At 63.8% G+C, this 24,594-nt stretch carries 28 protein-coding genes; 15 read left to right on the forward strand and 13 right to left on the reverse strand.

Annotation, left to right across the window (positions count from 1 at the left end):
- Positions 1 to 21: 21 nt before the first annotated feature.
- Positions 22 to 1,029 (forward strand): fumarylacetoacetate hydrolase family protein, encoded by a 1,008-nt coding sequence (locus tag AC2TC0_RS08485; RefSeq protein ID WP_484717071.1) that lies wholly within the window; start codon positions 22 to 24, stop codon positions 1,027 to 1,029.
- An 80-nt stretch (positions 1,030 to 1,109) separates the two neighbouring features.
- On the opposite strand, the gene AC2TC0_RS08490 is transcribed toward AC2TC0_RS08485, so the two are convergent.
- From AC2TC0_RS08490 to AC2TC0_RS08520, 7 genes are all read right to left on the reverse strand, one after another.
- The gene (locus AC2TC0_RS08490; RefSeq protein ID WP_484717072.1) at positions 1,110 to 2,138 is read right to left on the reverse strand and encodes a type II secretion system F family protein; all 1,029 of its coding nucleotides are present in this window, start codon (positions 2,136 to 2,138) and stop codon (positions 1,110 to 1,112) included.
- A gap of 14 nt (positions 2,139 to 2,152) precedes the next feature.
- The gene (locus tag AC2TC0_RS08495) at positions 2,153 to 3,124 is read right to left on the reverse strand and encodes a type II secretion system F family protein (protein ID WP_484717073.1); all 972 of its coding nucleotides are present in this window, start codon (positions 3,122 to 3,124) and stop codon (positions 2,153 to 2,155) included.
- A 70-nt stretch (positions 3,125 to 3,194) separates the two neighbouring features.
- A complete protein-coding gene (locus tag AC2TC0_RS08500; RefSeq protein WP_484717074.1) occupies positions 3,195 to 4,469 on the reverse strand; it encodes a CpaE/TadZ family protein in 1,275 nt (424 codons plus the stop codon).
- A complete protein-coding gene (locus AC2TC0_RS08505) occupies positions 4,470 to 5,114 on the reverse strand; it encodes a CpaD family pilus assembly protein (protein WP_484717075.1) in 645 nt (214 codons plus the stop codon).
- Positions 5,115 to 5,137: 23 nt separating this feature from the next.
- Positions 5,138 to 6,619 carry a type II and III secretion system protein family protein gene (locus tag AC2TC0_RS08510; protein WP_484717076.1) on the reverse strand — a complete coding sequence of 494 codons (1,482 nt, stop codon included), beginning with the start codon at positions 6,617 to 6,619 and terminating at the stop codon, positions 5,138 to 5,140.
- Positions 6,620 to 6,644: 25 nt separating this feature from the next.
- On the reverse strand, positions 6,645 to 7,712 hold the full coding sequence (gene cpaB, locus AC2TC0_RS08515) for a Flp pilus assembly protein CpaB (protein ID WP_484717077.1): 1,068 nt from the start codon (positions 7,710 to 7,712) through the stop codon (positions 6,645 to 6,647).
- A gap of 50 nt (positions 7,713 to 7,762) precedes the next feature.
- Complete coding sequence (locus AC2TC0_RS08520) at positions 7,763 to 8,263, reverse strand: A24 family peptidase (protein WP_484717078.1); 501 nt, start codon at positions 8,261 to 8,263, stop codon at positions 7,763 to 7,765.
- Positions 8,264 to 8,383: 120 nt separating this feature from the next.
- On the opposite strand from AC2TC0_RS08520, the gene AC2TC0_RS08525 reads away from it, so the two are divergent.
- Positions 8,384 to 9,511 (forward strand): NAD(P)/FAD-dependent oxidoreductase, encoded by a 1,128-nt coding sequence (locus AC2TC0_RS08525; protein WP_484717079.1) that lies wholly within the window; start codon positions 8,384 to 8,386, stop codon positions 9,509 to 9,511.
- 71 nt (positions 9,512 to 9,582) lie between these two features.
- Entirely contained in the window at positions 9,583 to 9,759 is a 177-nt protein-coding gene (locus AC2TC0_RS08530) for a YegP family protein (RefSeq protein WP_484717080.1), read from the forward strand.
- A 6-nt stretch (positions 9,760 to 9,765) separates the two neighbouring features.
- Here AC2TC0_RS08530 and rnhA read toward each other — a convergent pair whose 3' ends face one another.
- The 3 genes from rnhA to ispH are packed head-to-tail and all read right to left on the reverse strand — an operon-like array spanning position 9,766 to position 12,118.
- Entirely contained in the window at positions 9,766 to 10,221 is a 456-nt protein-coding gene (gene rnhA / locus AC2TC0_RS08535; protein WP_484717081.1) for a ribonuclease HI, read from the reverse strand.
- Positions 10,218 to 11,162 carry a homoserine kinase gene (gene thrB / locus AC2TC0_RS08540; RefSeq protein WP_484717082.1) on the reverse strand — a complete coding sequence of 315 codons (945 nt, stop codon included), beginning with the start codon at positions 11,160 to 11,162 and terminating at the stop codon, positions 10,218 to 10,220. Before thrB ends, rnhA begins: the two co-directional genes overlap by 4 nt.
- Complete coding sequence (ispH, locus tag AC2TC0_RS08545; protein ID WP_484717083.1) at positions 11,162 to 12,118, reverse strand: 4-hydroxy-3-methylbut-2-enyl diphosphate reductase; 957 nt, start codon at positions 12,116 to 12,118, stop codon at positions 11,162 to 11,164. The genes thrB and ispH overlap by 1 nt, the downstream gene beginning before the upstream one ends.
- 188 nt (positions 12,119 to 12,306) lie before the next feature.
- Here ispH and AC2TC0_RS08550 point away from each other — a divergent pair, with 188 nt between their 5' ends.
- From AC2TC0_RS08550 to tatC, 9 genes are all read left to right on the forward strand, one after another.
- Entirely contained in the window at positions 12,307 to 12,930 is a 624-nt protein-coding gene (locus tag AC2TC0_RS08550) for a hypothetical protein (RefSeq protein WP_484717481.1), read from the forward strand.
- A 92-nt stretch (positions 12,931 to 13,022) separates the two neighbouring features.
- On the forward strand, positions 13,023 to 14,747 hold the full coding sequence (gene argS, locus AC2TC0_RS08555) for an arginine--tRNA ligase (protein ID WP_484717084.1): 1,725 nt from the start codon (positions 13,023 to 13,025) through the stop codon (positions 14,745 to 14,747).
- Positions 14,744 to 15,505: an SPOR domain-containing protein gene (locus AC2TC0_RS08560; protein WP_484717085.1), complete on the forward strand. Its 762-nt coding sequence runs from the start codon at positions 14,744 to 14,746 to the stop codon at positions 15,503 to 15,505. The genes argS and AC2TC0_RS08560 overlap by 4 nt, the downstream gene beginning before the upstream one ends.
- Before the next feature lie 82 nt (positions 15,506 to 15,587).
- Positions 15,588 to 16,598 (forward strand): beta-N-acetylhexosaminidase, encoded by a 1,011-nt coding sequence (nagZ, locus tag AC2TC0_RS08565; protein WP_484717086.1) that lies wholly within the window; start codon positions 15,588 to 15,590, stop codon positions 16,596 to 16,598.
- Positions 16,598 to 17,377: a segregation and condensation protein A gene (locus AC2TC0_RS08570; RefSeq protein ID WP_484717482.1), complete on the forward strand. Its 780-nt coding sequence runs from the start codon at positions 16,598 to 16,600 to the stop codon at positions 17,375 to 17,377. Before nagZ ends, AC2TC0_RS08570 begins: the two co-directional genes overlap by 1 nt.
- Positions 17,374 to 17,973 carry an SMC-Scp complex subunit ScpB gene (gene scpB / locus AC2TC0_RS08575; RefSeq protein ID WP_484717087.1) on the forward strand — a complete coding sequence of 200 codons (600 nt, stop codon included), beginning with the start codon at positions 17,374 to 17,376 and terminating at the stop codon, positions 17,971 to 17,973. The genes AC2TC0_RS08570 and scpB overlap by 4 nt, the downstream gene beginning before the upstream one ends.
- A 24-nt stretch (positions 17,974 to 17,997) precedes the next feature.
- Positions 17,998 to 18,228, forward strand: coding sequence for a twin-arginine translocase TatA/TatE family subunit (locus AC2TC0_RS08580; RefSeq protein ID WP_484717088.1), 231 nt, complete (start codon positions 17,998 to 18,000; stop codon positions 18,226 to 18,228).
- A 26-nt stretch (positions 18,229 to 18,254) separates the two neighbouring features.
- Positions 18,255 to 18,620, forward strand: a complete 366-nt coding sequence (gene tatB, locus AC2TC0_RS08585; RefSeq protein ID WP_484717089.1) for a Sec-independent protein translocase protein TatB — start codon at positions 18,255 to 18,257, stop codon at positions 18,618 to 18,620.
- Complete coding sequence (gene tatC / locus AC2TC0_RS08590; protein WP_484717090.1) at positions 18,617 to 19,405, forward strand: twin-arginine translocase subunit TatC; 789 nt, start codon at positions 18,617 to 18,619, stop codon at positions 19,403 to 19,405. Before tatB ends, tatC begins: the two co-directional genes overlap by 4 nt.
- On the opposite strand, the gene AC2TC0_RS08595 is transcribed toward tatC, so the two are convergent.
- The gene (locus tag AC2TC0_RS08595) at positions 19,402 to 19,530 is read right to left on the reverse strand and encodes an entericidin A/B family lipoprotein (protein WP_484717091.1); all 129 of its coding nucleotides are present in this window, start codon (positions 19,528 to 19,530) and stop codon (positions 19,402 to 19,404) included. The two genes, tatC and AC2TC0_RS08595, sit on opposite strands and share 4 nt — an antisense overlap.
- A 189-nt stretch (positions 19,531 to 19,719) precedes the next feature.
- Positions 19,720 to 21,132: a magnesium transporter gene (gene mgtE, locus AC2TC0_RS08600; protein WP_484717092.1), complete on the reverse strand. Its 1,413-nt coding sequence runs from the start codon at positions 21,130 to 21,132 to the stop codon at positions 19,720 to 19,722.
- 140 nt (positions 21,133 to 21,272) lie between these two features.
- Here mgtE and AC2TC0_RS08605 point away from each other — a divergent pair, with 140 nt between their 5' ends.
- A complete protein-coding gene (locus AC2TC0_RS08605) occupies positions 21,273 to 21,722 on the forward strand; it encodes a peptidylprolyl isomerase (RefSeq protein ID WP_484717093.1) in 450 nt (149 codons plus the stop codon).
- Between the two features lie 36 nt (positions 21,723 to 21,758).
- On the opposite strand, the gene AC2TC0_RS08610 is transcribed toward AC2TC0_RS08605, so the two are convergent.
- Positions 21,759 to 22,898 (reverse strand): NAD(P)H-dependent flavin oxidoreductase, encoded by a 1,140-nt coding sequence (locus tag AC2TC0_RS08610; protein ID WP_484717094.1) that lies wholly within the window; start codon positions 22,896 to 22,898, stop codon positions 21,759 to 21,761.
- Between the two features lie 87 nt (positions 22,899 to 22,985).
- Between AC2TC0_RS08610 and nadC the strand changes: the two genes are divergently transcribed.
- Both nadC and AC2TC0_RS08620 read left to right on the forward strand, forming a co-directional pair.
- Positions 22,986 to 23,834 (forward strand): carboxylating nicotinate-nucleotide diphosphorylase, encoded by an 849-nt coding sequence (gene nadC / locus AC2TC0_RS08615; protein ID WP_484717095.1) that lies wholly within the window; start codon positions 22,986 to 22,988, stop codon positions 23,832 to 23,834.
- Positions 23,815 to 24,534 (forward strand): ribonuclease T2 family protein, encoded by a 720-nt coding sequence (locus AC2TC0_RS08620; protein ID WP_484717096.1) that lies wholly within the window; start codon positions 23,815 to 23,817, stop codon positions 24,532 to 24,534. The genes nadC and AC2TC0_RS08620 overlap by 20 nt, the downstream gene beginning before the upstream one ends.
- The last annotated feature ends 60 nt before the right edge of the window (positions 24,535 to 24,594 follow it).

The raw sequence follows: 24,594 nt of genomic DNA on the forward strand, positions 1-24,594 counted from the left end.
CCGAGCAGGGGCAGGGAATATATGAAATTGGCATCATTGAAATCGGGCCGCGATGGCGCGCTGGTGGTCGTGTCGGATGATCTGGCCTGGTATGCGAGCGCTGCCGCGATTGCGCCGACCTTGCAAGCGGCGCTCGACGACTGGGAAATCGCCGGACCGCGCCTTGTCGCCCTCGCGACCGATCTGAATCACGAGGTAATCCCGCGCGAACGGTTTCACGAACGCGATGCCGCCGCGCCGCTGCCGCGTGCCTATCAGTGGGCCGACGGCAGCGCCTATGTGAACCATGTGGCGCTGGTGCGGCAGGCACGGGGGGCGGAAATGCCCGCCAGTTTCTGGCACGACCCGTTGATGTATCAGGGCGGCAGCGACGCCTTTCTGGGACCGCGTGATCCGATACCGCTCGGCGATCCGGCGTGGGGCTGCGACATGGAGGCCGAGGTCGTCGTGGTCACGGGCGATGTGCCGATGGGCGTGTCGGCCGAGGCGGCGCGCAGTTATATCCGGTTGGTCGGGCTGACCAATGACGTCTCGCTTCGCGGGCTGATCCCCGACGAATTGGCCAAAGGTTTCGGTTTTTTCCAGTCAAAGCCGGCCAGCGCCTTTTCGCCCGTTTTTGTGACCCCCGATGCCTTGGGGACGCGTTGGGACGGCGCCAAGTTGCACGGCGCGCTGTGCGTCGATCTTAACGGTGCGCCGCTGGGCCGCGCGGATGCCGGGGTCGACATGACCTTCGATTTCGGACAGTTGATTGCCCATGCCGCCAAGACGCGGCAGCTGGGTGCGGGTACCATTATCGGATCGGGCACCGTATCCAATCGTGACAGCGACGGCGGGCCGGGACGCCCGATTGCCGAAGGCGGGCTGGGCTATAGCTGTCTGGCCGAAGTGCGCACGGTCGAAACCATCCGGAACGGGGCGCCGGCGACGCCCTTCATGCAACCCGGCGACACGGTGCGCGTCTGGATGGACGATGACCGCCACCACAGCATCTTTGGCGCGATCGAGCAGGCGGTGGTTGCGGCCTGAGGCCAAAAGAAAACCGGCCCGGCCAAAAGAAAACCGGCCCGGGTTGCCCCGGACCGGTTTTCCGCCCCCAAGCGGTGGATTTACATCTTGCCGATCAGCGCATCCTTGATCGAGCAGGCTGCCGGTCCCAGAATGACGATGAACAGCACCGGCAGAATGAACAGGATCAGCGGCACGGTCATGATCGCGGGCAGGCGTGCAGCCTTTTCTTCGGCGCGCATCATGCGTTCGTTGCGGAATTCGGCCGACAGGACGCGCAGCGCCGAGGCGAGCGGCGTCCCGTATTTTTCGGTCTGGATCATGGTCGTGACCACGCCCTTCACCGATTCCAGATCGCAGCGATAGGCCAGGTTTTCGAACGCCATGCGCCGTTCGGTCAAAAAGCCGAGCTCAATCGACGTCAGCGCAAATTCTTCACCCAGTTCGGGATAGGCGCGGCCCAGTTCTTTGGCGACGCGGCTAAAGGCAGCATCGACGGTCAGGCCCGCTTCGGCGCAGATGACGAGCAAGTCGAGCGCGTCAGGCAGGCCCTTGCGCAGCGCATGGGTGCGCTTGGTGCGCTTGTTCGAAACCCACAGGTCGGGCGCTTTATAGCCGAGCAGCAAGGCGGCCATCAGCGCGCCGTTGCGTTTCACCGGCGTCCAGTCGGGGAACATGTCGGTGAAATAGACCGCCACCGCGACGAGGAGGCCCAGCACGACGGGCAGGATCAGGCGGCCAAAGATGACCGCGACAGCGAGGTCCTTTGAACGGATGCCCGCCTGCGCCAGTTTCTGCTGAACTTCCTTGACCTGTGTGTCCTGCAGCACCTGCATCGACGACAAGAGCTGACGCATCTTGTCGGCATGCTCGTTCTTGCGCACCAGCTTGGCGCGGCGCTTGGCGGTCGATGCCGTGATGCCAGCCTTGAGCTGTTCGCGCCGTTCGTTGAGCGCCTTGACGCGCTTGGCCATCGGGTCGCGCACCGTCATCGCGCCATAGATGGCGAGCATGACGGCCACCACGCCAACGGCTGCCAGGATGGAGGCCACCCAGACAACATCGACGCCGAGGAGCTTGGGTCCGGCAGCCGCCGGTGCGAAAGCCGTGAGGAGGGTGAAATTGTCCATAATCGCCGCCCCCGTCAGATTTCGAAGCTGATCATTTTGGCCATGATCCCGGCCCCGATGCCCATCCACACCAGCCCGCCGATGCCGACCACAATCAACCGCTCTTCATAGAAGAAGCCGGAAACATATTGCGGGTTCATCATCCACACGAGGCCGAAGACGAAGAAGGGAAGGGCGCCGACGATATAGGCCGAGGCCTTGGCTTCGGAGGACATGGCGCGAATTTTCAGCTTCATCTGCGCGCGCTTGCGCAGCACGTCGGACAGATTGTTGAGCGTTTCGGCCAGGTTGCCACCGGTTTCGCGCTGGATCGCGATGGTGATGCAAAAGAACTGGAATTCGGGCGTATCGAGCATCTCGGCCGATTCCTGAAGCGCGGCTTCCATCGTCTTGCCGATCCGGATGCGTTCCGTGACGCCCTTGAATTCCTCGCCGACGGGTCCCGGCAATTCGGTAGCGACCACGCCGAAGGTTTCGGTGATCGGTAGGCCCGACTTCAAACCACGCACGAGCAAATCGATGGCGTCGGGAAAGCGTTTGGTGAAATTGGCGACGCGCTTGTTGATCAGCCGGCCAACCCAAAAGTGCGGCAAGCCAATGCCGACGAACGCAGCGATCAAGCCAGTCAGCAGTATCGGGGCACCCATCAGCACCAGTAACGCCGCCGTGCCGACGAACATCACCATGCACACCATCATGAAATTGCTGAGCGTCCAGTTTTTGCCGGTCCGGCGCAGGCGCAGTTCCATCAGGTCGCGGCGCGGCATGAAGGAAGCGAGCGAATTGGCCGCGCTGCCGTTCAGGTTCGCAATGGTCTTGCGCATCTGGGCGGCAACCACGGCCTCGGTTGAGGCGGCATGGCGGTCTTTCACCGCAGACAGGCGGCGCGATTTGGCCTTGCCTGCCGACGGCCCGATGAGGGCAAGCCCCAGCAGCAACAGCCCCACAAAGGTGGCGACGATGGTTATGATGACGGGCATGTTCATGGTGCGATGCGTTCCGCCTGCAAGAGGATGAGGCGGGGGTCAGACCAATGCGGCCCGACCCCCGGCCCGATTATTTTGCGCCCTTTTTGGCCAGCATGCCGCCAAGTCCGCCGATTTTGCCAAGCAGCGAGCCGCTCTTTTCCTTGGCCGCCGGCTTGGCTGAGACTTCGTCCGGATCGGCGTCGGCGCCTTCCAGAATCTGACGCATCAGCTGATTCCACACCTGCCCGGCCTTGGTACCCTTGCACAGTTCGGCATAGGGTTTGCCGAGCTTGGCAGCCTGGCTGACCAGCTTGGGATCGAACGGAATGACCACATCGACCGGACGTTCGACCGACGATTCAAATTCCTTCCGCGACAGTTCGCCCACCGCGCTCTGGAATTTGTTGGCGACCAGGATGACCCGGGCACCCGGCACATTCTGTTTGAACCATGACAGCATGCGAATGGTGTCGCGCGCCGCCGCCAGTGTTACATCGGTCACCAGCGCGATGGTGCCAGCTTCCGACACGAGGTGCGGGAAGGGGATGAGCACCTGGCGCGGAATATCGACGATGGTCATTTCGAACGCGTTGCGCAGTTCCTCTTCCAGCTGGAAGAAAGCGCTGCCGTCGGTCAGGACCGGCTGGTGAATCGGCGCTTCGGCCGACAACAGGCTAAGCTTGTCCGACGCGCGCACCATGGCGCGTTCGATGAACAGGCCATCGATGCGGCTGGGGTTATCGATCGCGTCGATCAGCCCGCGGCCGGGTTCCAGATCCAGCGTCAATGCGCCGGTACCGAAGTGGACATCAAGGTCGAGCAGCGCGGTGTGGCGCTCGGCCTGTTCGCTGAACGCCCAAGCAAGCGAGGTCGATACCAGCGAGGCCCCGACACCGCCGCGCACACCAACCACCGCCATCAGATGGTGCGGCCGGTCGGCAGCGCCATCGGCGTGCTTGGGCGCCGACAACATCGCCTGTGCCTGCGCGAAACTGTCGCGCAGCTGGTCCACCGACAGCGGTTTCAGCAGATAGTCCTGGATACCGCTGGACAACAGGTCGCGGTACAAGCGGACGTCGTTGACCTGACCGGCGGCAATCACCACGGTGCCAGGTTCGCAAACTTCGGCGAGCGCGTTGATGTCGTTGATCGGATCGCCGCTTTCGGACATGTCGACGAACAGGATGTTCGGGCTGGCCGACACCGACAATGTCTGCACCGCGTTGCGGAGCCCGCCCTTGTTGCACTTTTCGGTCGGCCAGCCGAGATCGCCAGCGACCATGCGCACCAGTTCGAGCGTTTCGTCGTCGCAAACGAAGGCGTTGAACGGTTCACGCGTTCCGGATTTGAATGAAGCGCTCACTTACTTGCCTCCCTGCTCGCTGGTCGCTGTATCTTTGAGGCCGCCCTTTCCGGTCGGCTCGCTCTCGCGGAAAACGCGGATCGGTTTCGTTGCGGCCGAAGGATCATTGCTGTTGGCGCCCGACCCCTTGATCAAGTCATTGGGGTCGGCGACCATTGCCGCCAAATTGCTGTTGGAAGCGCAGCCATAGTTGGACGAGGTGGCGTTCTTGTCGCTGCTTGATTTGGTGGTATCCCAGTTCGGGCAGCCCGGAACCTTTGCCGTTGCGCGGGTGATGGTTATGCGCAGATTGCCTGAAGCGACCGAACCGGCGGTGACCGGCACAGCGTCGCTGACCAGCAGCCCGCGGCGTTCGATGATAGCGCGGATCTGGGCGGTGGCCGCTCCCTTGCCATAAAGCGAGGGGTCTTCAATCGCGATGCGGTCGCCATAGGCCACGCCCATGGCATCGAGCCAGCCATTGAGTTTGCCCTGTTCAGACGGAGGCAGTTCGCTGCCGACCGTTGCAACGTCGAAGCTGAACACTTCGCTGGTAACAATCGGTTGGTGCACCGAATCCAGGCTGCGGTTACTGTTGGCACCGCCGCCGCAACCAGCCAGAGTTGCGACCAGTCCCAGCATTGCCAGTTTTTGCAGATTTTTCATCACACTACTCCTGAAAATGCGGGTTACTTGACGCTGAAGCCGGGGGCGGGATCACCGCTCGGCGTGGCGCGAGGACGGTCGGCATCGGGCGCGGCGGGCGCACTGGTCGGCTTGGGCCGATCGCCGCCGACACCGCCTTTGTTGATCTGGCCGAGCAGAACGCGCGACAGATCACTGGCGTTGTTGAACGCGTCGGTGGGCAAGGCGATTTCGTTCGCCGACACCGGCTTCACCAAATAGGGGGTCACGACAATGACCAGTTCGGTCTCGCCGCGCCGGAAATTGTCCGACTTGAACAAAGTGCCTAGCACCGGGATATCGCCGACACCGGGAACCTTGTCGATCGAACTCACTGTCCGGTTGCTCAACAGGCCACCGATCATGAAGCTTTCACCTGAACCCAGCTCGACCGTTGTTTCCGCCCGGCGGATTGTGAGGGCCGGGATTTCAAATCCCTGCAGCGTGATTGAGCCTTCGGCAGACAATTCGGACACCTCAGGGCGAACGCGAAGGCTGATCCGTCCGTTCGACAGGACAATTGGCGTGTAGGCGAGGCTGACACCAAATTTGCGATATTCGATGGTAACCTGGCCGTCTTGACCCGGCACCGGCACCGGAAATTCGCCGCCCGCAAGGAAGTCTGCGGTCTCGCCCGAAATGGCGGTCAAATTGGGCTGCGCCAATGTTGCCACCAAACCCGAACGTTCGCCAAGGTCCAACGCGGCCATCACGTCGATGCCAAAAAGTCGGCCGGCCGCGCCGACGCTGTTGACCCCGTCGGGCACCGTAAACCGATAGTTTGTGCCGGTCTGGGTGGACGGAACGCCCGGATCGCCCGGATAGGTTATTTCGCCGATGCTGCGGCCGCGCGTTAAGGCGCCCAGAAAGCCGTTACCCAATCCGCCGTCGCGGTCGCGCGTCAGCAAATTGCCGCTGATTTCCTTCACCAGGCTGCGATTCACCTCGGCCACGCGGACCTGCAGGTTGACCTGCAGCGGCGTCGCGGTGCGCAGGCGCGAGAGCACCTTGGTCTTGTCGCCAACAAAAGCTTCGACAAGCAGTTGTGCCTCGGCGGCGTCATCGGGTGACTGGACCGTACCGGTCAGGAGCACAAAGCCGTTCATCGTGTTGGCGTTGATGTTCGCATCCGGCATGGCCAGTGACAGCATCTGGTCGATGGTTTCGATGTTGTTGCCGACGCGGGCAACGGTCGAAAACACCACGCGGCCCGATGCATCGGTGGCATAGATGCTGGTTTCACCCGGCTCCTTGCCAAAGATATACAGCTGGCGCTGCGAGCGGACCTGGACGTCGGCGACCTTGTCATTGGCGACAAAGACGTCGGTCATCGGGGCGGGCAGGGTGACCAGCCGTCCGCGACCGACCGACAGGTCGACGCTGGAGGTGGCATTCTGCGTCGCCTGGGCGAACAGCGGGGCGGCGGGGGCCGCGACCAGCGATCCGGCCATCAGCGCAATCGCTGCGGTGCGGGCAATGCTGGTCATCGCGCTAAGCTTCTTCGCGTTCATCTCAATAGCCTCCAACCGTCACTTCTTTGACCTGGTCACCGCGCACAACGCGCACGGTGGGACCACGGGGGGCGAGCCCTGCACCGGCCGAACCGCCCGGAATGCCCGCATAGGGATTGCCGCCATACTCACCGCCGCCGCTGCGGCCGCTGCGCGAAGGTGCGGCGCTGCCACGCGGACGCCCGGACACGGGGATCCAGTAGCGCGACACGTCGCCGCCGGTGACAGCATTGGATTTGCTCGACGTCGGACGGCTCGCGACTGCCGAAAGCATGCGGCGTTCGTCGCGCGGATTGCCACTGGTGGGCACATTGACCGCGCCCGAAGCAATGGCTGCATCAATGCCGCCTGCGGTTTCCGACAGCGGGCGCAGCGCCAGCGACAGCTTGCCCATGCCTTGCGCAACGGCAATCTTCTGGGCGATTTCAGGCGTCGCTTCGAGCGTGACAGTGCCAAAGGTGCGGACCGGGGTCTTGCCCTCTTCGTCCTCTGCCTCGAAACGCTGGTCGGTCGCCAGCACGCGGATGTTCTGAACAATCGTTTCAGCAGTGAACAGCTGCTCGTCCGGGTATGAAGAGCCTTCTTTCACTTGCAGGGTCTGAGCGAGGATGACGTCCACACGGTCGCCCGGGAAGACGAAGCCGGCAACGCCCTGCTCCAGCGAGACGCGCACCGTGATGGCGCGCATGCCGGCGCCCAGTGCGGCAGCCAGGAACCCACGATCGTCGGGATGAACCAGCGATCCCTGCGTCACCGGCTGGCCCGCCGTAATGGCGTGGCGCACGACGGTGCCGACCAGCGAATTGACGTCGGTCTTTTCCTTCAGGAAATAATTCTTCTGCGCCAGCTCTGCGGGCCAGGGCTGAAAGCGGAACGCGTCGTTGCCGATGATGGTGCCGACGGGCAACTGCCGCGTCGCGACCAAAATCGACGGACCAGTCGGCTTTGGCGCCGCCGCCGCCTGAGCGGGCGGAGCAGATGCCCCGCGCATCATCTGGTTGACCCCGAATGCCGCACCAATTGCGACAATCAGTGCCCCCACGATCAGCATTATCTTTCGCGTATCCATGACGATCTTTCGCCTCCTGCGCCTGCCCTAACGGACGATGGCAATTGCCCTCATGCCGACGGGTTAAACGTAAACTGGTTAAGATATTGTTGGTGAAGCATCCAAAGCCCCGCGGCGGCGATGGCGACGCCATAAGGAACCTCGGGCGGCTCGGTTTTTTTGGTCCAATATTTGTGGGCAAGCATGGCCGCGCTCAGCACGCCGCCGCCGATGGCCATGACCATCAGCATCGGCAGGAGCAGCAATGGCGGGACCCACAGTGCAACCGCGCCAATCATTTTTACATCGCCGCCGCCCATGCCGCCGACCATGAAAAGGCCAACAAAAGCGGCAAAGGTGATGAAGGCGAAGCCGAACTGCAGCGCCATGTCAGGCCAAGGCGAGAGGCCAATCGCGAACCAATAGGGGATGGCCAGCACGGCCATCGCCGCGTTCAGCCCATTGGCGATGGTGCGGCTGCGAATATCGCTGATCGCCGCGGCCAGCATCATGGCGGCGAGTGCGGCGGCAAGGGCCAGTGCGACGGGCGGGGCGAGCGTGGTAAACGTCATCGCCACAGGCCTAACAAGTTTGACTTACCAAAACGTAACCATGTTCGGCGGCTGGCCAATCCCCAGCGCCCGTTTGCAAGGTTGCCGCCGCTGACGAGTGTCGGCATAGCCTTGGCTGCTATGACCAAGACCGACGGATTCGACTGTGACGTGCTGGTGGTGGGCGCGGGTATCGCCGGAGCCAGCCTGGCCGCCGCACTGGCTGGGCACCGTGCGGTGCGAATAATCGAGGCGGAGGATAATCCAGCGCGCCATTCGACCGGGCGATCGGCGGCGCTGTGGCACGAAACCTATGGCGGGCCGTTGGTCCAGCCGCTGACCATTGCGGGCAAGCCGGTGATTGCAAGCCCCGATCCGGACTTCAACGAAACCAGCTTCCTGAGCCCGCGCCCGGCGCTCACCATCGGACTGGCCGATGAACAGGCTGCGGTGGACAAGTTCGTGGCGACCTTTGCGGCGCAGGGGGTCGATGTCCGCCCGCTTGATCATGCGGGGATTGCCGCACATGTGCCCGGCCTGCGCCCCGAATGGGTGCATGGCGCAATCGAGCCCGATTGCGGCGATATCGATGTCGCGGGTCTGCACGCGGCCTATCTGCGTCAGGCGAAGCGCAGTGGGGCGGAATTGCACCTGCGCAGCATTTTCCAGCGGGCGCGCTGGCGTGACGGCGGCTGGGACGTGGAAACGAGCAGCGGCGCGCTGCGCGTGCACACGCTGGTCAATGCCGCGGGCGGCTGGGCGGACCAGATTGCGGCGAACAGCGGCATCCGGCCGATCGGCATCCAACCCTATCAGCGCACCATCGTCCAGTTGCGACTGGGGATTGCGACCCCCGCGCATCTGCCGTTGACGATCCACGTCGGCGGCGAATTTTACTTCAAGGGCGAAGGCGAGGGGCGGGTGTGGCTGAGCCCGCATGACGAAACGCCGGTCGCCGCAGGCGATGTCGCGCCGGAGGAATTGGACGTGGCCATTGCCATCGACCGGTTCGAACATGTCGTCAATTGGCCGATCGCTGCAGTCGAGCGCAAGTGGGCCGGACTGCGCAGCTTTGCGCCGGACCGGCTGCCAGTGTTCGGCGCCGATCCTGCCAATGACCGATTTGTCTGGTGCGCGGGGCAGGGCGGTTTTGGCATCCAGACCGCGCCAGCCATCGCCGGGCTGCTCGCCGAGCAACTGGGCACGCCGGCCGATCCGGCCTATGCGGCCATCGCAGCGGGGGCGTTCAGTCCAGCGCGGTTCGCCTGAACTTTAGGGCTTTACGGGGCATTGGCACGCTGGCAGCCTTGCCGCGATGTTCCAGGCAAGGAGAGGCAGCGATGGCGCATTATTTCGAGATCAAGCAGAACAAGAAGGGCGAATATGTCGCCTATTTCAAATATAACAGCGAAACCATGTTCTGGACCGAGGGCTATTCCAGCAAAGCTTCAGCCCAGAATGCCATCGAATCGCTGAAGAAGAACGGCCCGGCGGCCGAGGTGCGCGAGGCGGACTAACCCCGATCACTCCCCATCGGGCAACTTCCCCAGCGCGGCATCGCTGGCCAGTTGGTCGGCCCATTCATTGTCGGGATCGCCGGCATGGCCCTTGACCCAGCGCCAGTCGATGCTGTGGCGCGCGGCTTCAGCGGCCAAGCGCTGCCACAAATCGGCGTTGGCGACGGGCTTTCTGGCGGCGGTTTTCCAGCCGTTGCGCTGCCAGCCATGGATCCATTTGGTAATGCCGTCGCGGACATAGACGCTGTCCGTCGACAGGATGATGGTGCAGGGGCGCTTGAGTGTGGCCAGCGCCTCAATCGCCGCCATCAGCTCCATGCGGTTGTTGGTGGTGTCGGGCACATGTCCCGCCAGCGTCCGCACAACATCGCCCCACCGCAGCACCGCGCCCCAGCCGCCGGGTCCCGGATTGCCCTTGCACGCCCCGTCCGTGGCGATGACGACCGTTTTTGCCCGGGTCATGCTGCGCCGGCGTAATGATCGAGCCGCCGCAGAAAGGCGAGCGGGTCCTTGCGCATTACCAGCGCACCAGGCGGCGTGTTCACCCAATCATAAGCGCGGGTCAGCAAAAAGCGCAGACACGCACCGCGCGCCATGGCGTCAAATGCCGCGGCTTCGGCGGTGCTGCGACCAAAGGCGGCATCATAGCCCGCGACCAGAGCAGCGCCGATAGCGCCATCATAGTTTCGGCCATCGCTGGTGAAACTCCATGCGGCGTGCGTGACCGCCAGATCCCAGGCGCGGACTTCGGTTGCAGCAAAGTAAAAGTCGATAAGTCCGCCCACCGCGTCGCCGCGCATCAGCACATTGTCGGGGAAAAGATCGCCGTGGACGATCGCCGTGGGCAGGTTGGCGGGCCAGTGCTGGTCGAGCCAAGCAAGTTCGCCCGCCACGCGGTCTGCCAGCCCCGGCTGGATGGCATTGAGGCCATCGGTGCCGCAGCGCGCGGCCAGGTCGTGCCATCCTGCCAGTCCCAACGCATTGGGCCGCAACAGCGGAAAATCGCTCAGCGCCGCATGCATTTGCCCCAGCGCCGCACCAACATTCTGCGCCTGCGCCGGCGTCGGTTGTGACACCGAAATGCCGGGCAGAAATTCGATCAGGCACGCGGGCCGTCCCGCCACCTCTTGCAACTGTTCGCCCTGTTTGTCGCGGTAGGTGCGCGGCACCGGCACGCCGCGTTCTGCCAGATGGTCAAGCAGCGCGAAGAAGAACGGCAAATCGGCGCTGTCGACCCGTTTCTCATACAGGGTCAGGAACAGGCGGCGCTGGGTGGTATCAATCAGGAAATTGCTGTTCTCGACGCCCTCGGCAATGCCTTTGGCAGAGACCAGGGTGCCCAGATCATAGCGCGCCAGCAGCGCTTCAAGCTGCTCGGCAGAAACCTGCGTATAGACGGCCATCAGGCGGGAGCGGTTTCCAGGCCGCGCGGCAGCTTGAAAATCATATGCTCTTCCGCCGTAGTGACCTGCTCTTCATGCACGGGGCGCACAGCGGCGACGGCGGCAATCACTTCGCGCACCAAAAGCTCGGGTGCGCTGGCCCCAGCGGTGACGCCCAGCGTCTTCACATCGGCCAACCACGCCGGGTCGACGTCGCTGCCGCGCTGCACTAGCCGCGCCGGAGTGCCCGCGCGCGAAGCGACTTCGACCAGCCGCAAGCTGTTGGAACTGTTGGTCGCGCCGATGACCAGCATCAGATCGCAGCGTTCGGCGATGGCTTTGACGGCCGCCTGCCGGTTCGATGTGGCATAGCAGATATCCTCGCCCTTGGGCGCGACAATCGACGGGAATCGCGCCTGCAAAGCTTCGACAATGGCGGCGGTGTCGTCGACCGACAGCGTTGTTTGGGTCAGGAACGCCAGCTTGTCGGGATCGGCGGGGTCAAGAGCGGCGACATCCTCGACGGTTTCGACCAATGTCATGGCGCCGTCGGGCAACTGGCCAAAGGTGCCGATGACCTCGGGATGCCCGGCATGCCCGACAAAGATGATGTGCCGTCCCGCCTCATGGTTGCGTTCGGCCTGGCGATGCACCTTCGACACCAGCGGACAGGTCGCATCGAAATAGGTCAGGCCGCGCGCCTCAGCCTTTGCCGGAACCGCCTTGGGCACGCCATGCGCGCTGAACACCACGGGCACGCCGTCGGGCACATCGTCCAGCGTTTCGACGAAAATCGCACCCTGCGCCTTCAATGTGTCGACAACATATTTGTTGTGGACGATTTCGTGGCGGACATAGACCGGCGGGCCGAAACGTTCGAGCGACAATTCGACAATGCGGATGGCGCGATCGACGCCTGCGCAAAAGCCGCGCGGTGCGGCAAGGAGCAAATGGATGGGAGCAACAGTGTCGGTCATGCCGCCCTTCTAGACCAGCCGTCCCGCCTTCGCAAAGGGCCAGCCGCCGAAAAAGCGGCCACAAAGATTGCGCCCCGTTCATCCCCCCGATAAGAAGCGGCGCGCATGGTGCCACGGCACCAAGTTTTGAGGAAATTTTGTTCGTGACTTTTTCTGCTTTGTCTGGCCGCCGTGCCGCCCTGCTCGCCATGTCGGGCAGCGTTTTGATTCTGTCGGCCTGTGCACGGGACAATGAAATCGACCTGTCGTCGGGCGTCGGCATCACCCAGACGCGCAGCCTGTGCCCGGCGCTGGCCATTCCGCTGCACACCGGTGACATCACGATCTTTGACCCCGCCACCAGCCGCGATGCGAGCGCGGTGGATGTGGTGGCCGCCATCACCAAATTGACCCCGCAGTGCAATGAAGAGGGCGACAAAGTTTATATGGTTGCTGACTTCGACGTGCTGGCCACGCGCCGCGACGCGGGTCCGGCGCGCAGCATCGACATCCCTTATTTCTCCGCCGTCGTCCAGGGCGGCTCGGCGGTGGTCGCGAAACGCATCGGTCAGGTGCGCGTCAGCTTTGCCGACGGGCAGACCCGCGGCAGCGGGAAAGGGCAGGCCTCTGCCTATGTCGACCGCGCGGCCGCGACGCTGCCCGCCGACGTTATGGAACGGATTACGCGCAAGCGGCGGCCGGGAGACGAGGATGCTGCGGTCGATCCGCTGACCGTCCCCGAAGTGCGCACCGCCATGCAGCGCGCGAGTTTCGAATTGCTGGTCGGCTTCCAGCTGACCGAAGCACAGCTCGAGCATAACGTCCGACGATAATCGCCGCTGTCAGGGCCAGCCGCCTTGACGTCCCGCACGGGGCGTTTCATGCCGCATTTTGACTTTACGCCCAGCCGACAGGATGGCCGAACGTGACGATTTTCGCCGATTTTTCGAAGCATATCAGTGCCGCGCTCGATGCGCTTGAAGCCAGCGGTCAATTGCCCGCCGGCCTGCCGCGCAGCAATATCAGTGTCGAGCCGCCGCGCGACCCCGCGCACGGCGACATTGCGACCAATGCGGCAATGGTGCTTGCCAAACCTGCGGGCACAAACCCGCGCGCGCTGGCTGAATTGCTGGCTGGCGAGCTGTGCAAACTGCCGGTTGTCACCAGTGCCGAAATCGCTGGCCCCGGATTCATCAATTTGCGCGTCGATGCCGCGGCGTGGCGCGCCGAATTGGCGCTGATCCATGCCAAAGGCACAGATTATGGCCGCTCGGCGATGGGGCAGGGCAAACGCGTCAATGTTGAATATGTCTCCGCCAACCCGACCGGGCCGATGCATGTCGGCCATTGCCGCGGCGCCGTGGTCGGCGATGCGCTGGCCAGCCTGCTGGCCTTTACGGGGCACGAGGTCATCCGCGAATATTATGTCAATGATGCGGGCGGACAGGTCGATGTCCTCGCGCGTTCCGTGCATTTGCGGTATCGCGAGGCACTGGGCGAAACCATTGATATCCCTGAGGGTCTGTATCCCGGGGACTATCTGAAGCCGGTTGGTGTGGCGCTGGCGGCCGAATTTGGAGACCAGTTTGTAGCTGCGCCAGAAAACGAATGGCTCGCCCTGTTCCGCGCCCGCGCGGTGGCGGCGATGATGGACATGATCCGCGCCGACCTTGCCAAGCTGGGGATCGCGCATGACCTGTTTTCTTCCGAAGCCGAACTTCAAGCGGCGGGTAAGCCCGCGGCAGCCGAAGCGCGGCTGCGCGGCGAGGGCCTGGTCTATGACGGCATGCTTGAGGCCCCGAAGGGCGAGACGCCCGAGGATTGGGAGCCAGTGCAGCTGCCACTGTTTCGCGCGACCCAATATGGCGATGACCAGGACCGGCCGATCAAAAAATCGGACGGGAGCTGGACCTATTTCGGCGCGGATCTGGCCTATCATGCCGAAAAGGCGGCGCGCGCCGACGAGCTGATCGACATCTGGGGCGCCGACCATGCCGGGACGGTCAAGCGGATCACGGCGGCGGTCGCGGCGCTGACCGGGGGCAAAACGCGCTTCGACGTCAAGCTGGTGCAGATGGTGCGGCTGCTGAAGGACGGCGAGCCCTTTAAAATGTCAAAGCGCGCGGGCAATTTCGTGACGCTCGCCGATGTCGTCGACATGGTCGGCAAGGATGTCGTGCGCTTCACCATGCTGACGCGCAAGGCCGACGCGCAAATGGATTTCGACTTTGCCAAGGTGGTCGAGGCGTCGAAGGATAATCCGGTTTTCTATGTGCAATATGCCCATGCCCGCATTGCCTCGCTCGGGCGGAAAGTCGCCGAAGCGGCGATAGTGCTGCCTGCGCCCGACGCTGGCTTGCTGGATGAGACCGAACTGGCGCTGGTGAAATTGCTGGCGCAATTTCCCCGCACGGTGGAAGCGGCGGCGGCAAACCGTGAACCGCACCGCATCGCCTTTTACCTCGGCGAGGTGGCAGCAGCGTTTCACAGCTGGTGGAATGCCGGCAACGACCGACCCGAAGCGCGGGTTATCCAGACTGAAAATCCGGCGCTGACCGCAACGCGGCTTTATCTGGCGCAGGGAATCGGGCAAGTCATCCGCAACGGGCTGGCACTGATGGGGGTGACAGCGGTCGAGGAACTGGCATGATGGCGGCGGGTGAACAGGCGGGCGGGCTGAACCTCGATAATGAGGAACGCTTGCCCTGGCTGGAACCGGCAGGCGATTTTGCTGACGATGAGCCGGTTTCGCCCGTGCGGTTGCTGCTGCTGGTTCTCAGTGGGTTGGTGCTGATTGCGGCGGCGCTCGGCGCTTTGTGGTGGTGGCAGGGTGGCCGCGACCGCGGGGAAGGTGAACTGATTGCCGCCGAAGCCGGGCCCTATAAAACGCCGCCAGCGAGCGACGGCGCAAAGCAGTTTGAAGGCGAAGGCGATGCCAGTTTTGCTGCGAGCGAGGGGCTTGAGCCTGCCGGGCGCGTCGATCCGGCGCGCATTCCCGAGGAACCGGCGGTGACAGACGTGCCCAAGGCGGCCGCTCCTGCGCCCAAAGCGGTTGTCGAGGCCAAGCCAGATGGCCCGGCCCCGGCGGCCAAAGCCCCGATTGTGGTCAGCAAAGCCCCCCCACCCAAGGCGGCGACGGCTGTCGCCAAGCCGGAAGCTGCCACGCCGGCGCCGGGCACCGCCATCCAGCTGGGCGCATTCAGCAACGAGGGAAGTGCCAACCGTGCTTGGTCGTCGCTCACCAAACGCTTCCCTTATCTGGACGGGCTTGGCCAATCGGTTGTGCCTGCAACGGTCGGCGGCAAAACCGTCTATCGCTTGCGCGCCGGGGCTGGCTCCACCGCGGCGGCGAGCGAAATCTGCGGCAAGCTGCGCGTGGCGGGCGAAAGCTGCGCCGTGGTGCGTTGAAACTGGTGGCAGGGCGTGTCATCCTGACCGTGTTGGGGGAAACGGGGTGCGCGGCGCGCGCGCCCGGGCAGGGATGACGGCGATGCTACCGGCGATTTTCGGTCTGTCGGGACCGCAACTGACGAGCGACGAGCGCGCCTTTTTCCGCGACAGCAACCCTGCGGGCTATATTTTGTTTGGCCGCAATATCGTTGACCACGACCAGCTGCGGGTTTTGACCGACAGTTTGCGCGCGCTGTCGGGGCGCGACGATGTGCCGATTCTGATCGATCAGGAGGGCGGGCGCGTGGCGCGGATGCGCGCGCCGAACTGGCCGGAGTTTCCGCCCGGAGCCGCCTTTGACGCGCTATATGAGCGCGCCCCGGCAAGCGCGATTGAGGCGGCGCGGGTCAATGCGCGCGCGCTGGCGCTGATGCTGGCGTCCAGCGGCATCAATGTCGATTGCCTGCCGCTGCTCGACGTGCGCCAACCGGGCGCGAGCGACGTCATTGGCGACCGCGCGCTGGGCAGCGAGCCAATGCGCGTCGCGGCGCTGGGGCGCGCGATTCTGTCCGGTTTGCAGGCCGGCGGTGTGGTCGGCGTGGTCAAACACATGCCGGGGCATGGCCGGGCATTGCTCGACACGCACAAGGCGCTGCCTGTGGTCGATGCGCGCGATACCGAATTGGCCACCGACCTTGCCCCCTTTGCCGCGCTGCGCGATGCGCCGATGGGTATGACCTGTCATGTGGTTTTCAGCGCCTGGGATGCCGAATTGCCCGCGACGCTGTCGCCAACAGTGATTCAGTCGATCATCCGCGAGCGCATCGGTTTCAATGGCCTCTTGATGACCGACGATCTCGACATGGATGCGCTGGCGGGTGACGTGCCGTCGCGCGCGGCCCGCGCCATTGCAGCGGGATGCGATATTGCGCTGAATTGCTGGGCAAAAATGGACGATATGGTGGGGATCGCCAACGCCTTGCCCAGCATGTCGGTGGAGGTGCGCGCGCGACTGGACGGCGCGATGGATCGGGTACGGGAAGTGCGGAATGGCGCGGATTTCGCGGCGCTGATCGAACGGCGCGATGCGTTGATGGCGGCGGCGGCATGATGGCGGACGCCGTGCTGTTCGACTTTGCTGACGAGGCGCTGCCGCGCGAGCCAGATGGCGATACACTGCGGCTTTCGTTCGAAAGTTGGGAAGGGCCGCTCGACCTGCTACTCACACTGGCGCGCGGACAAAAGGTCGATTTGCGGCAGATTTCCATCCTGGCGCTGGTCGAACAATATCTGGCCTATATCGACAGCGCGCGCGCGCTGAAGCTGGAGGTGGCGGCCGATTATCTGGTGATGGCGGCGTGGCTGGCTTACCTCAAATCGGCGTTGCTGCTGCCCAAAGACCCGCTGGAGGAGCCATCGCCCGACGAGCTGGCGCTGCGACTGCAGCTGCGACTGCAGCGGCTGGCAGCAATGCGTGAGGCGGCAGCGCGGCTGATGGCGCGCGACCGGCTGGGGCGCGACGTGTTTGCGCGTGCCGCGCCAGAGGGGCTGCGCGATATCAAGCTGCGCCAATGGGATGCGAGCCTTTATGATCTGCTTGCTGCCTATGGTCAGGTGAAGGCGCGCGCCGCACCGGTGGTGCATATGATTGCGCGCCGACCCGTCGTGACGCTGGATGCGGCGCTGGCGCATCTGGAGCGGCTGCTGGGTGTGCGGCTCGACTGGACCGAACTGGCAGCGTTTCTGCCGAGCGACTATGACGGGCCGCTTCGCCGCTCGGCGGTGGCGTCAAGCTTTGTCGCCGCGCTCGAACTGGCGCGGCAGGGGAAATTGCAATTGCGGCAGGATGAGACATTCGGGCCCCTTTACCTGCGCGGGGTCACGGCATGATTGACGCCAATGAACGCGCGATTGAGGCGATGCTGTTCGCCGCTGACGCGCCGGTCGATGCGCGTGATCTGGCCGAGCGCATCGGGGTGACGTCAGCGCAGGTGCGGGAAATCCTGGCCGCCGTCGCCGAGCGCCACGCTGGAACGGGCATCGAACTGGTCGAGCGCGGCGGGCATTGGCATTTTCAGACGCCTGCCGACCTCGCCCATCTGCTGCGGCGCGAGCGCGACGAGGTGCGCAAATTGTCGCGCGCCGCCACCGAAGTGCTGGCCATCATTGCTTATCACGAACCCGTCAGCCGCGCCGAGATTGAGGCGATCCGCGGCGTGCAGACCGCCAAAGGTACGCTGGATGTGCTGATGGAGGCGCGCTGGATTGCGCCAGCAGGGCGGCGCGAGGTGCCGGGGCGCCCGCTAATTTACAAGACGACGCAGGAATTTCTTACCCATTTCGGGTTAACCAGCCGCCGGGATTTGCCGGGCGTCGACGATTTGCGCGCCGCCGGGCTACTCGACCCGGTCGATTTGGCCTATGAAGCGGCACTTGAAGCTTCGATAGACAATAGCGATCTGGTAAAGGACGGCGAAGACGCCTAATCGGACGGGCTAGGAGATTTTGAAATGGGTGGTTTTAGCATCTGGCACTGGCTCGTCCTGGGCGTGATCGTGCTGTTGTTGTTCGGCAAGGGCCGGTTTTCGGACATGATGGGCGACGTTGCCAAGGGCATCAAAAGCTTCAAAAAGGGCATGGCAGAAGATGAAACCGTCGCCGCGCCAAAGCAGATCGACGGCCAGCGTGCGCCCGATCCGGCCCCCAGCTCGACCGTGACCAACGACCGCGATCCTGCCTGATCTGCCGCGAGCGGCGGCGCTGACCGATGTTTGATATCGCTCCGACTGAATTGCTGTTGGTCGCGCTGATTGCGCTGGTCGTGATCGGTCCCAAAGATTTGCCACGGGCAATGCGCTTTGTTGGCAAATGGATCGGGAAAGCGCGCGGTATGGCCCGGCATTTTCGTTCGGGCCTCGACACGATGATGCGCGAGGCCGAACTGGAAGAGCTGGAAAAGCAGTGGCGCCAGCAAAATGAGGAAATCATGCGCCAATATCCGCGCGTTGATGAGCCGGTTCAGGTCAGCCCTGACGTGGCAAGTGACGATGACGGTCCCGAAATCTTGATGCGGCCGACCGCCGCGACGCCCGACGCCCCCGCTGCACCGCCCAAGGGCGAAGCGCTGCCATGACGGCCGAAACACCCGTGACCGGTGGCGAGGAAATTGATGCGAGCAAGATGCCGCTGCTCGATCATCTGATCGAGCTCAGGTCGCGGCTGCTCAAATCGGTGCTGGCGTTGGCCGTGGCGTTTGGCGTCTGCTTCTATTTTGTGAAGCCCATCTATAGCTTTTTGGTCGCGCCGCTGGTGAAGGCCGGGCAGTCAAAGCTGATCTATACCCAGCTTTTCGAGGCCTTTTTTGTCGAGATCAAGGTCGCCCTGTTCGCGGCAGTGATGGTCGCCTTTCCGGTCATCGCCAACCAGCTGTGGAAATTCGTGGCACCAGGGCTTTATGCCAAGGAAAAGCGGGCGTTGTTGCCGTTCTTGCTGGCGACACCGTTGCTGTTCACATTGGGCGCTGCGGCGGCCTATTATGGCGCAGTGCCAGTGGCGCTAACTTTCCTGCTCAGTTTTCAGGGGGACCTGGGCGGGGTGTCGCAAGAGGCGCTGCCGTCTGCCGGCAGCTACCTGTCCTTCATCATGCATTTCATGATGGCGTTCGGCATCTGCTTTCTGCTGCCAATTTTGCTGATGCTGCTCGAACGGTCAGGGATTGTTACCCGCGATCAGCTGGTTGGCGCGCGGCGCTATATGATCGTTGCGGCTTTTGCGATTGCCGCAGTGGCCACGCCGCCGGACGTGCTGAGCCAGTTCCTGCTCGCCGTGCCGATGATCCTGCTCTATGAAATTTCGCTGGTGGCGATCTGGTTTACCCAGCGCCGCCGCGACAAGGCCAAGGCCGACGAGGCGGCTTAAGTCGCCGCGTCTTCCACCGTTTCACCGACCGATTCCACGTCGCGGCCAATACCGGCAATGGTGTTGCACGCCGCGAGCGCGGCTGCGCCGGCGATGGTCAGGATAATTTTGGTGATGCGGGACATGGCGCCCTCCTTCGTTGGTTCGGACCAGAAATAGGCCCGGCGCGCATCGAGGGGGGGGGAGGGTGATGCGGCGCCGGGCCCATGGTGCTGGATGACGCGGGTTGGGGGGCTATACGCCATCCAATAACCATAACGCAGCTTCACCGCATTTGGTTTCACGCGATGCAAAAAAATTCTGAATCGTATGAATCAGATAGAAACCAGGCCGCTCGCGACCGCCAGGCCAAGGAAAGCCAGAAAGCCCATACTGTCCGTGATCATCGTGACGAAAATCGAGCTAGCCACCGCCGGGTCTTGGTCGAACCGATCGAACAGCAGCGGAATGGCGACCCCGGCGATGCCTGCGACCAAAATATTGACGACCATCGCACAGGCGATGACCACGCCCAGTTGCGGGCTGGAGAACCAGAACGCGGTGGCAGTCCCGGCGATCAGCGCGATCGTGCCGCCATTGAGCATTGCGATGCGCATCTCGCGCCAAATGGCGCGGCCGCTGTTTGATGCCGTGACCTGATTGGTGGCGAGCGCGCGCACCGTCACCGCCAGCGTCTGCGTCCCGGCATTGCCGCCAACGCCCGCAACAATCGGCATTAACGCAGCCAGCGCCACCATCTGTTCGATGGCGGCCCCGAACAGGCCGATGATTGATGTCGCGATCAGCGCGGTGCCCAGATTGGCAATCAACCAGCGCACGCGCACCTTATAAGTCTCTGCGACCGGTTCGTTGATGTCACCGTCGCCTGCGCCCGACAGGCGCAGCACGTCCTCGCCCGCTTCTTCCTGGATAATGTGGACGACGTCATCGACCGTAATCATGCCGACCAGCCGCCCGGCGCTGTCGACCACAGCGGCGGAGATGAGCGCGTATTTCTGGAACATCAGCGCGACTTCTTCCTGATCCATATCGGCGGGGATCAGGCGCTGTTCGCGCTTCATGACGTCGGTGATCGCAATGTCGCGCGGGGTGCGCAGGATCCAGCTCAGTTGGCATGTGCCGACGGGCTTATGGTGCGGGTCGACGACAAAAATTTCCCAGAAATCGGTGGTGAAATCGCCGCCTTCGCGCAGCTGGTCGATGACATCGCCGACGGTAACATGTTCGGGCACCGCGACCAGATCGCGCTGCATCAGGCGCCCGGCCGACTCCTCGGGGTAGGACAGCGCGTCTTCGATAGCGGCGCGATCCTCGGGCTCCATCGCCTCGAGCACCGCTTGCTGCTCGTCGGTGTCGAGCTCGGCAATAATCGCCACGGCATCGTCGGTGTCGAGTTCGGACGCGAGTTCGGCAAGCTGTTCGGGCGCGAGCAATTCGACCAGATCGTCGCGCACATAATCATTCATTTCCGCCAGCACATCGGCGGACACCAGCTCGCCGAGCGTCGCGGCGAGCAGCGCGCGCCCATCCGACGGCGCGAGTTCGAACAAATCGGCGATATCGGCGGGGTGGAGGCGGCCAACCCGGTCGCGTGCGCCCTCCACATCGCCCGCTTCGGCAAGGTCTAGCACTTCGCGCACAAATTGCGGGCGCAGGCGGTTTTCGTCGTCGAAGTCGGTCCGCGCGGGTGGGGCGGGATTGGCGGCGTGCTGCGGTGTGTCGGTCATCGCGCGCCTCCCTGCACCCGGACAATGGCTTGTCCCTAGTCCCCGCCCCTATGAATGGCAACGCGCACGCGCAATTTTCGGCTGGCATGCCGCGCCCGCCCCGCTATGGCGTGCGGCAACTTGATTGCAGGAGAATTGCCATGACCGACCAGACACTGACGCTGACGCTTTCAACCGGCGAGGTGGTGATCCGCCTGCGTCCCGACCTGGCCCCCAAGCATGTCGCGCAGATTACCGAGCTGGCCAGCGTCGGTTTTTACAATGGCGTCATCTTTCACCGCGTGATCGACGGCTTCATGGCGCAGGGCGGGGATCCGACTGGCACCGGCATGGGTGGGTCGCAGCTGCCCGACATTCCGGCCGAATTTTCGGCCGAGCCGCATGTGCGTGGCACATGCTCCATGGCGCGCTCGCAAAATCCCAACAGCGCCAACAGCCAGTTCTTCATTTGCTTTGAAGATGCACGCTTCCTCGATCGCCAGTATACCGTCTGGGGTGAAGTGATTTCGGGAATGGACGCGGTTGACGCCCTGCCCAAAGGCGAGCCGCCGCGTGAACCGGGGAAGATTTTGACCGCGCGCGTGGGGTAAAAAGGCGTGTCACCCCTGTTTGCGCAGGGGTGACGGTTACACTTCCGCCAAAAATCCGTTCAGTCGCTCGCATGCCGCGAGCCAGTCTTCCTTGAACGCCTGCACCACTTGGCCTGCCGACATGGCTTCGTTCATCAGTCCGACGCCTTGACCGACCCAGTAGGTGGCCAGGGCTCTGGCGCCCTCGTGCCCGCCCTCGGCCAGCTTGTCGACCTTGCGCAGCGCGGGTTCGCTGACCAGCGATTGCAATGGCATCGGCAGCGGCTTGGGCGCGGCTTCGCTTTCCCAAGCGTCGGTCCATACCGAGCGCAGCTGGCGCGACGGTTTGCCGGTGCGGCTTTTCGACCGGATGGTGTCGCGCGACGAGGCGGCGAGCATCTTTTCCTTCACGACCGGGTTGGTTTCGGCCTCGGCGGTGGTCAGCCACACCGATCCAGTCCACGCCCCGTGCGCGCCCATTGCCATGGCGGCTGCCATCTGCCGGCCAGTAACGATACCGCCCGCAGCCAAAATAGGCGTGTCCGCACCGACCGCCTCCACCGCAGCGGCAACCTCGGGGACCAGCACCATGGTGGCGACTTCGCCGCAATGGCCGCCCGCTTCACCGCCCGCGACGACCAGGATGTCGACCCCAGCGCGCACCTGCGCGAGCGCATGGTCGCGCGTGCCGACCAACGCGGCGACGGGGACATTGTGGCGTTTGCCCAGCTCGAGCATGAGCGGCGGCGGAACGCCCAGCGCATTGGCGATCAGGCCGATCGGGTGCCGAAAGGCCACTTCCAGCAGCGCCGCCGCGCCGCTGTCGGTCATATTGGTGCCCAGCCCGCCAGCGCTTTCCTTTGGCAGCGTCAGATCGGTCGCCTCGACGCCGTGCTGGCCGAGCAGCCCCGCGACAAATTCGCGGTGCTCGGCGGGAATGGCCGGGGCGGCGCGTGGGCCGTCTTCGCCCTTGCCGGCAAAGCTGTTGGGAACGATCAGGTCGACGCCATAGGGCCGTCCGCCAATATGCGCGTCGATCCAGGCTAGCTCCTCCTCCAACCGGTGCGGTGGCAGCGAAGCGGCGCCGAACACGCCCATGCCCCCGGCCTTCGACACTGCGACAACGACGTCGCGGCAGTGCGAGAAGGCAAGCAGCGGAAATTCGATGCCGAGCATGGTGCAGATGGGCGATTGCATGATTTGTTTCTCCTCTGGCTTGCAACACACCGCTACTTTACGTGAACGTCAAGTTGATTTGAGCGCGCGCGCGGGTAACGCAGGGGTATGACCTTATTCGCGCTTCCCGGCTTTGACCTTGATGCCTTTGTCCGCAGCACCTTGGCCGAAGATTTGGGGGCAGAAGGCGATATTACATCGCAGGCGACCATTCCCGCCGATGCGCGCTTTGCCGGGGTGATGGACAGCCGCGATGCAATTGTCGTGGCAGGCTTGCCGATCGCGGTGCGCTTCTTTCAGGCGCTTGATCCCGACATCGAAATCACGCCGCTGGCCAAAGAGGGGCAGGCGGTTACGGCAGGTAGCGACCTGATGCGGATCAAGGGTAACGCGCGCGCCATGCTGACCGCCGAACGCTCGGCGCTGAACACGGTGCAGCATCTGTCGGGCATTGCCACGATGACGCGCGCCTATGTTGATGCCATCGCCGGCACCGGCTGCACCTTGCTCGATACGCGCAAGACTATTCCCGGGCTGCGCGTGCTGGAGAAATATGCGACGCGTATGGGCGGGGCGACCAATCACCGCATGGGGCTGTGGGATGCGGCGATGATCAAGGATAATCACGTCGCCGTGGCGGGGTCGGTCGAAGCCGCCGTGCAGCGCGCCGTCGCGGCAGGGATTGAACGCATCATCGTCGAGGTTGATCGGATCGATCAAATCGAACCCGCGCTGGGTGCGGGCGCAACGCACCTGCTGCTCGACAATATGACGACCGACGAACTGCGCGCCTGCGTTGCGCTGGTGGCGGGCCGGGTGCCGACTGAGGCGTCGGGCGGCGTGCGGCTTGATACCATTCGGGCGATTGCCGAGACGGGCGTGACCTTTGTCTCGGTCGGGCGGCTAACCCAGTCAGCGCAGGCCGCCGATATCGGGCTTGATTTTGCGCTGGCTTAATCTGGCCATCGCGCTGCTGCCCGTGGCCGCGCAGGGGCAAGTCATCAGCTGCCGCGCCCCGGACCGTATCGACGTGCCCCGGCTGGAGCGCGCCCCGCGCGGCGCGGTGGCGCGTACGGTTCCGATCAGCGGCTATTTGCTGGCGCTCAGCTGGTCGCCGCAATATTGCGCCAGTCGCCGCAATCTTGGCGAGCGGCGCGACGCGGTGCAGTGCGGGGGCGAAACGGGGCGCTTCGGCTGGGTCTTGCATGGGCTGTGGCCGCAAGGCAGCGGCACCGGGTATCCGGGATGGTGCCGCCCGGCGCGGATCGTGCCGCAACCGGTGCTGCGCGAGCATCTTTGCATGTCGCCGTCGGTTCAGCTTATGCAGCGGCAATGGGCCAAGCACGGCGTGTGCATGAGCCCGACCCCGGCGGCCTATTTCCGCGCGGCGGCGATACTGTACCGCGCTGTGCGTTTCCCCGACATGGCGGCACTGGCACGCCAGCCGCAAACGGCAGGGAGTCTGCGCCGCGCCTTTGCCCAGCAGAACAAAGGTGTGAGCGCCGCCATGCTGGCGGTCACAGCCGAACGCAATGGCTGGTTGCAAGAAGTGCGGTTGTGTCTGGGCCAGCGGATGCGGCCCGCCGTTTGTCAGCCGGGTCAGCGCGGCTTGCGCGACAATGCGCGGCTGCGGATCCGCAGCAATGTGCCGCGTTGACACGTTTCAAAAATTAACCCTCTTTTAACCTTATCAATTCGTTAAAGCCGCGATAGCTTT

Source organism: Sphingopyxis sp. sgz302558, from assembly GCF_057220455.1.

Coding starts and splice junctions, on each gene's coding strand:
- AC2TC0_RS08485 (WP_484717071.1), top strand. CDS start 22: ATGAAATTGGCATCATTGAAATCGGGCCGCGATGGCGCGCTGGTGGTC.
- nagZ (WP_484717086.1), top strand. CDS start 15,588: ATGCTACCGGCGATTTTCGGTCTGTCGGGACCGCAACTGACGAGCGAC.
- AC2TC0_RS08595 (WP_484717091.1), bottom strand. CDS start 19,530: ATGTCCCGCATCACCAAAATTATCCTGACCATCGCCGGCGCAGCCGCG.
- tatB (WP_484717089.1), top strand. CDS start 18,255: ATGTTTGATATCGCTCCGACTGAATTGCTGTTGGTCGCGCTGATTGCG.
- AC2TC0_RS08570 (WP_484717482.1), top strand. CDS start 16,598: ATGGCGGACGCCGTGCTGTTCGACTTTGCTGACGAGGCGCTGCCGCGC.
- tatC (WP_484717090.1), top strand. CDS start 18,617: ATGACGGCCGAAACACCCGTGACCGGTGGCGAGGAAATTGATGCGAGC.
- nadC (WP_484717095.1), top strand. CDS start 22,986: ATGACCTTATTCGCGCTTCCCGGCTTTGACCTTGATGCCTTTGTCCGC.
- AC2TC0_RS08610 (WP_484717094.1), bottom strand. CDS start 22,898: ATGCAATCGCCCATCTGCACCATGCTCGGCATCGAATTTCCGCTGCTT.
- AC2TC0_RS08550 (WP_484717481.1), top strand. CDS start 12,307: ATGTCGGGCAGCGTTTTGATTCTGTCGGCCTGTGCACGGGACAATGAA.
- AC2TC0_RS08520 (WP_484717078.1), bottom strand. CDS start 8,263: ATGACGTTTACCACGCTCGCCCCGCCCGTCGCACTGGCCCTTGCCGCC.
- thrB (WP_484717082.1), bottom strand. CDS start 11,162: ATGGCCGTCTATACGCAGGTTTCTGCCGAGCAGCTTGAAGCGCTGCTG.
- AC2TC0_RS08505 (WP_484717075.1), bottom strand. CDS start 5,114: ATGAAAAATCTGCAAAAACTGGCAATGCTGGGACTGGTCGCAACTCTG.
- AC2TC0_RS08495 (WP_484717073.1), bottom strand. CDS start 3,124: ATGAACATGCCCGTCATCATAACCATCGTCGCCACCTTTGTGGGGCTG.
- AC2TC0_RS08530 (WP_484717080.1), top strand. CDS start 9,583: ATGGCGCATTATTTCGAGATCAAGCAGAACAAGAAGGGCGAATATGTC.
- AC2TC0_RS08490 (WP_484717072.1), bottom strand. CDS start 2,138: ATGGACAATTTCACCCTCCTCACGGCTTTCGCACCGGCGGCTGCCGGA.
- rnhA (WP_484717081.1), bottom strand. CDS start 10,221: ATGACCCGGGCAAAAACGGTCGTCATCGCCACGGACGGGGCGTGCAAG.
- AC2TC0_RS08605 (WP_484717093.1), top strand. CDS start 21,273: ATGACCGACCAGACACTGACGCTGACGCTTTCAACCGGCGAGGTGGTG.
- cpaB (WP_484717077.1), bottom strand. CDS start 7,712: ATGGATACGCGAAAGATAATGCTGATCGTGGGGGCACTGATTGTCGCA.
- AC2TC0_RS08525 (WP_484717079.1), top strand. CDS start 8,384: ATGACCAAGACCGACGGATTCGACTGTGACGTGCTGGTGGTGGGCGCG.
- scpB (WP_484717087.1), top strand. CDS start 17,374: ATGATTGACGCCAATGAACGCGCGATTGAGGCGATGCTGTTCGCCGCT.
- mgtE (WP_484717092.1), bottom strand. CDS start 21,132: ATGACCGACACACCGCAGCACGCCGCCAATCCCGCCCCACCCGCGCGG.
- AC2TC0_RS08560 (WP_484717085.1), top strand. CDS start 14,744: ATGATGGCGGCGGGTGAACAGGCGGGCGGGCTGAACCTCGATAATGAG.
- AC2TC0_RS08580 (WP_484717088.1), top strand. CDS start 17,998: ATGGGTGGTTTTAGCATCTGGCACTGGCTCGTCCTGGGCGTGATCGTG.
- ispH (WP_484717083.1), bottom strand. CDS start 12,118: ATGACCGACACTGTTGCTCCCATCCATTTGCTCCTTGCCGCACCGCGC.
- AC2TC0_RS08510 (WP_484717076.1), bottom strand. CDS start 6,619: ATGACCAGCATTGCCCGCACCGCAGCGATTGCGCTGATGGCCGGATCG.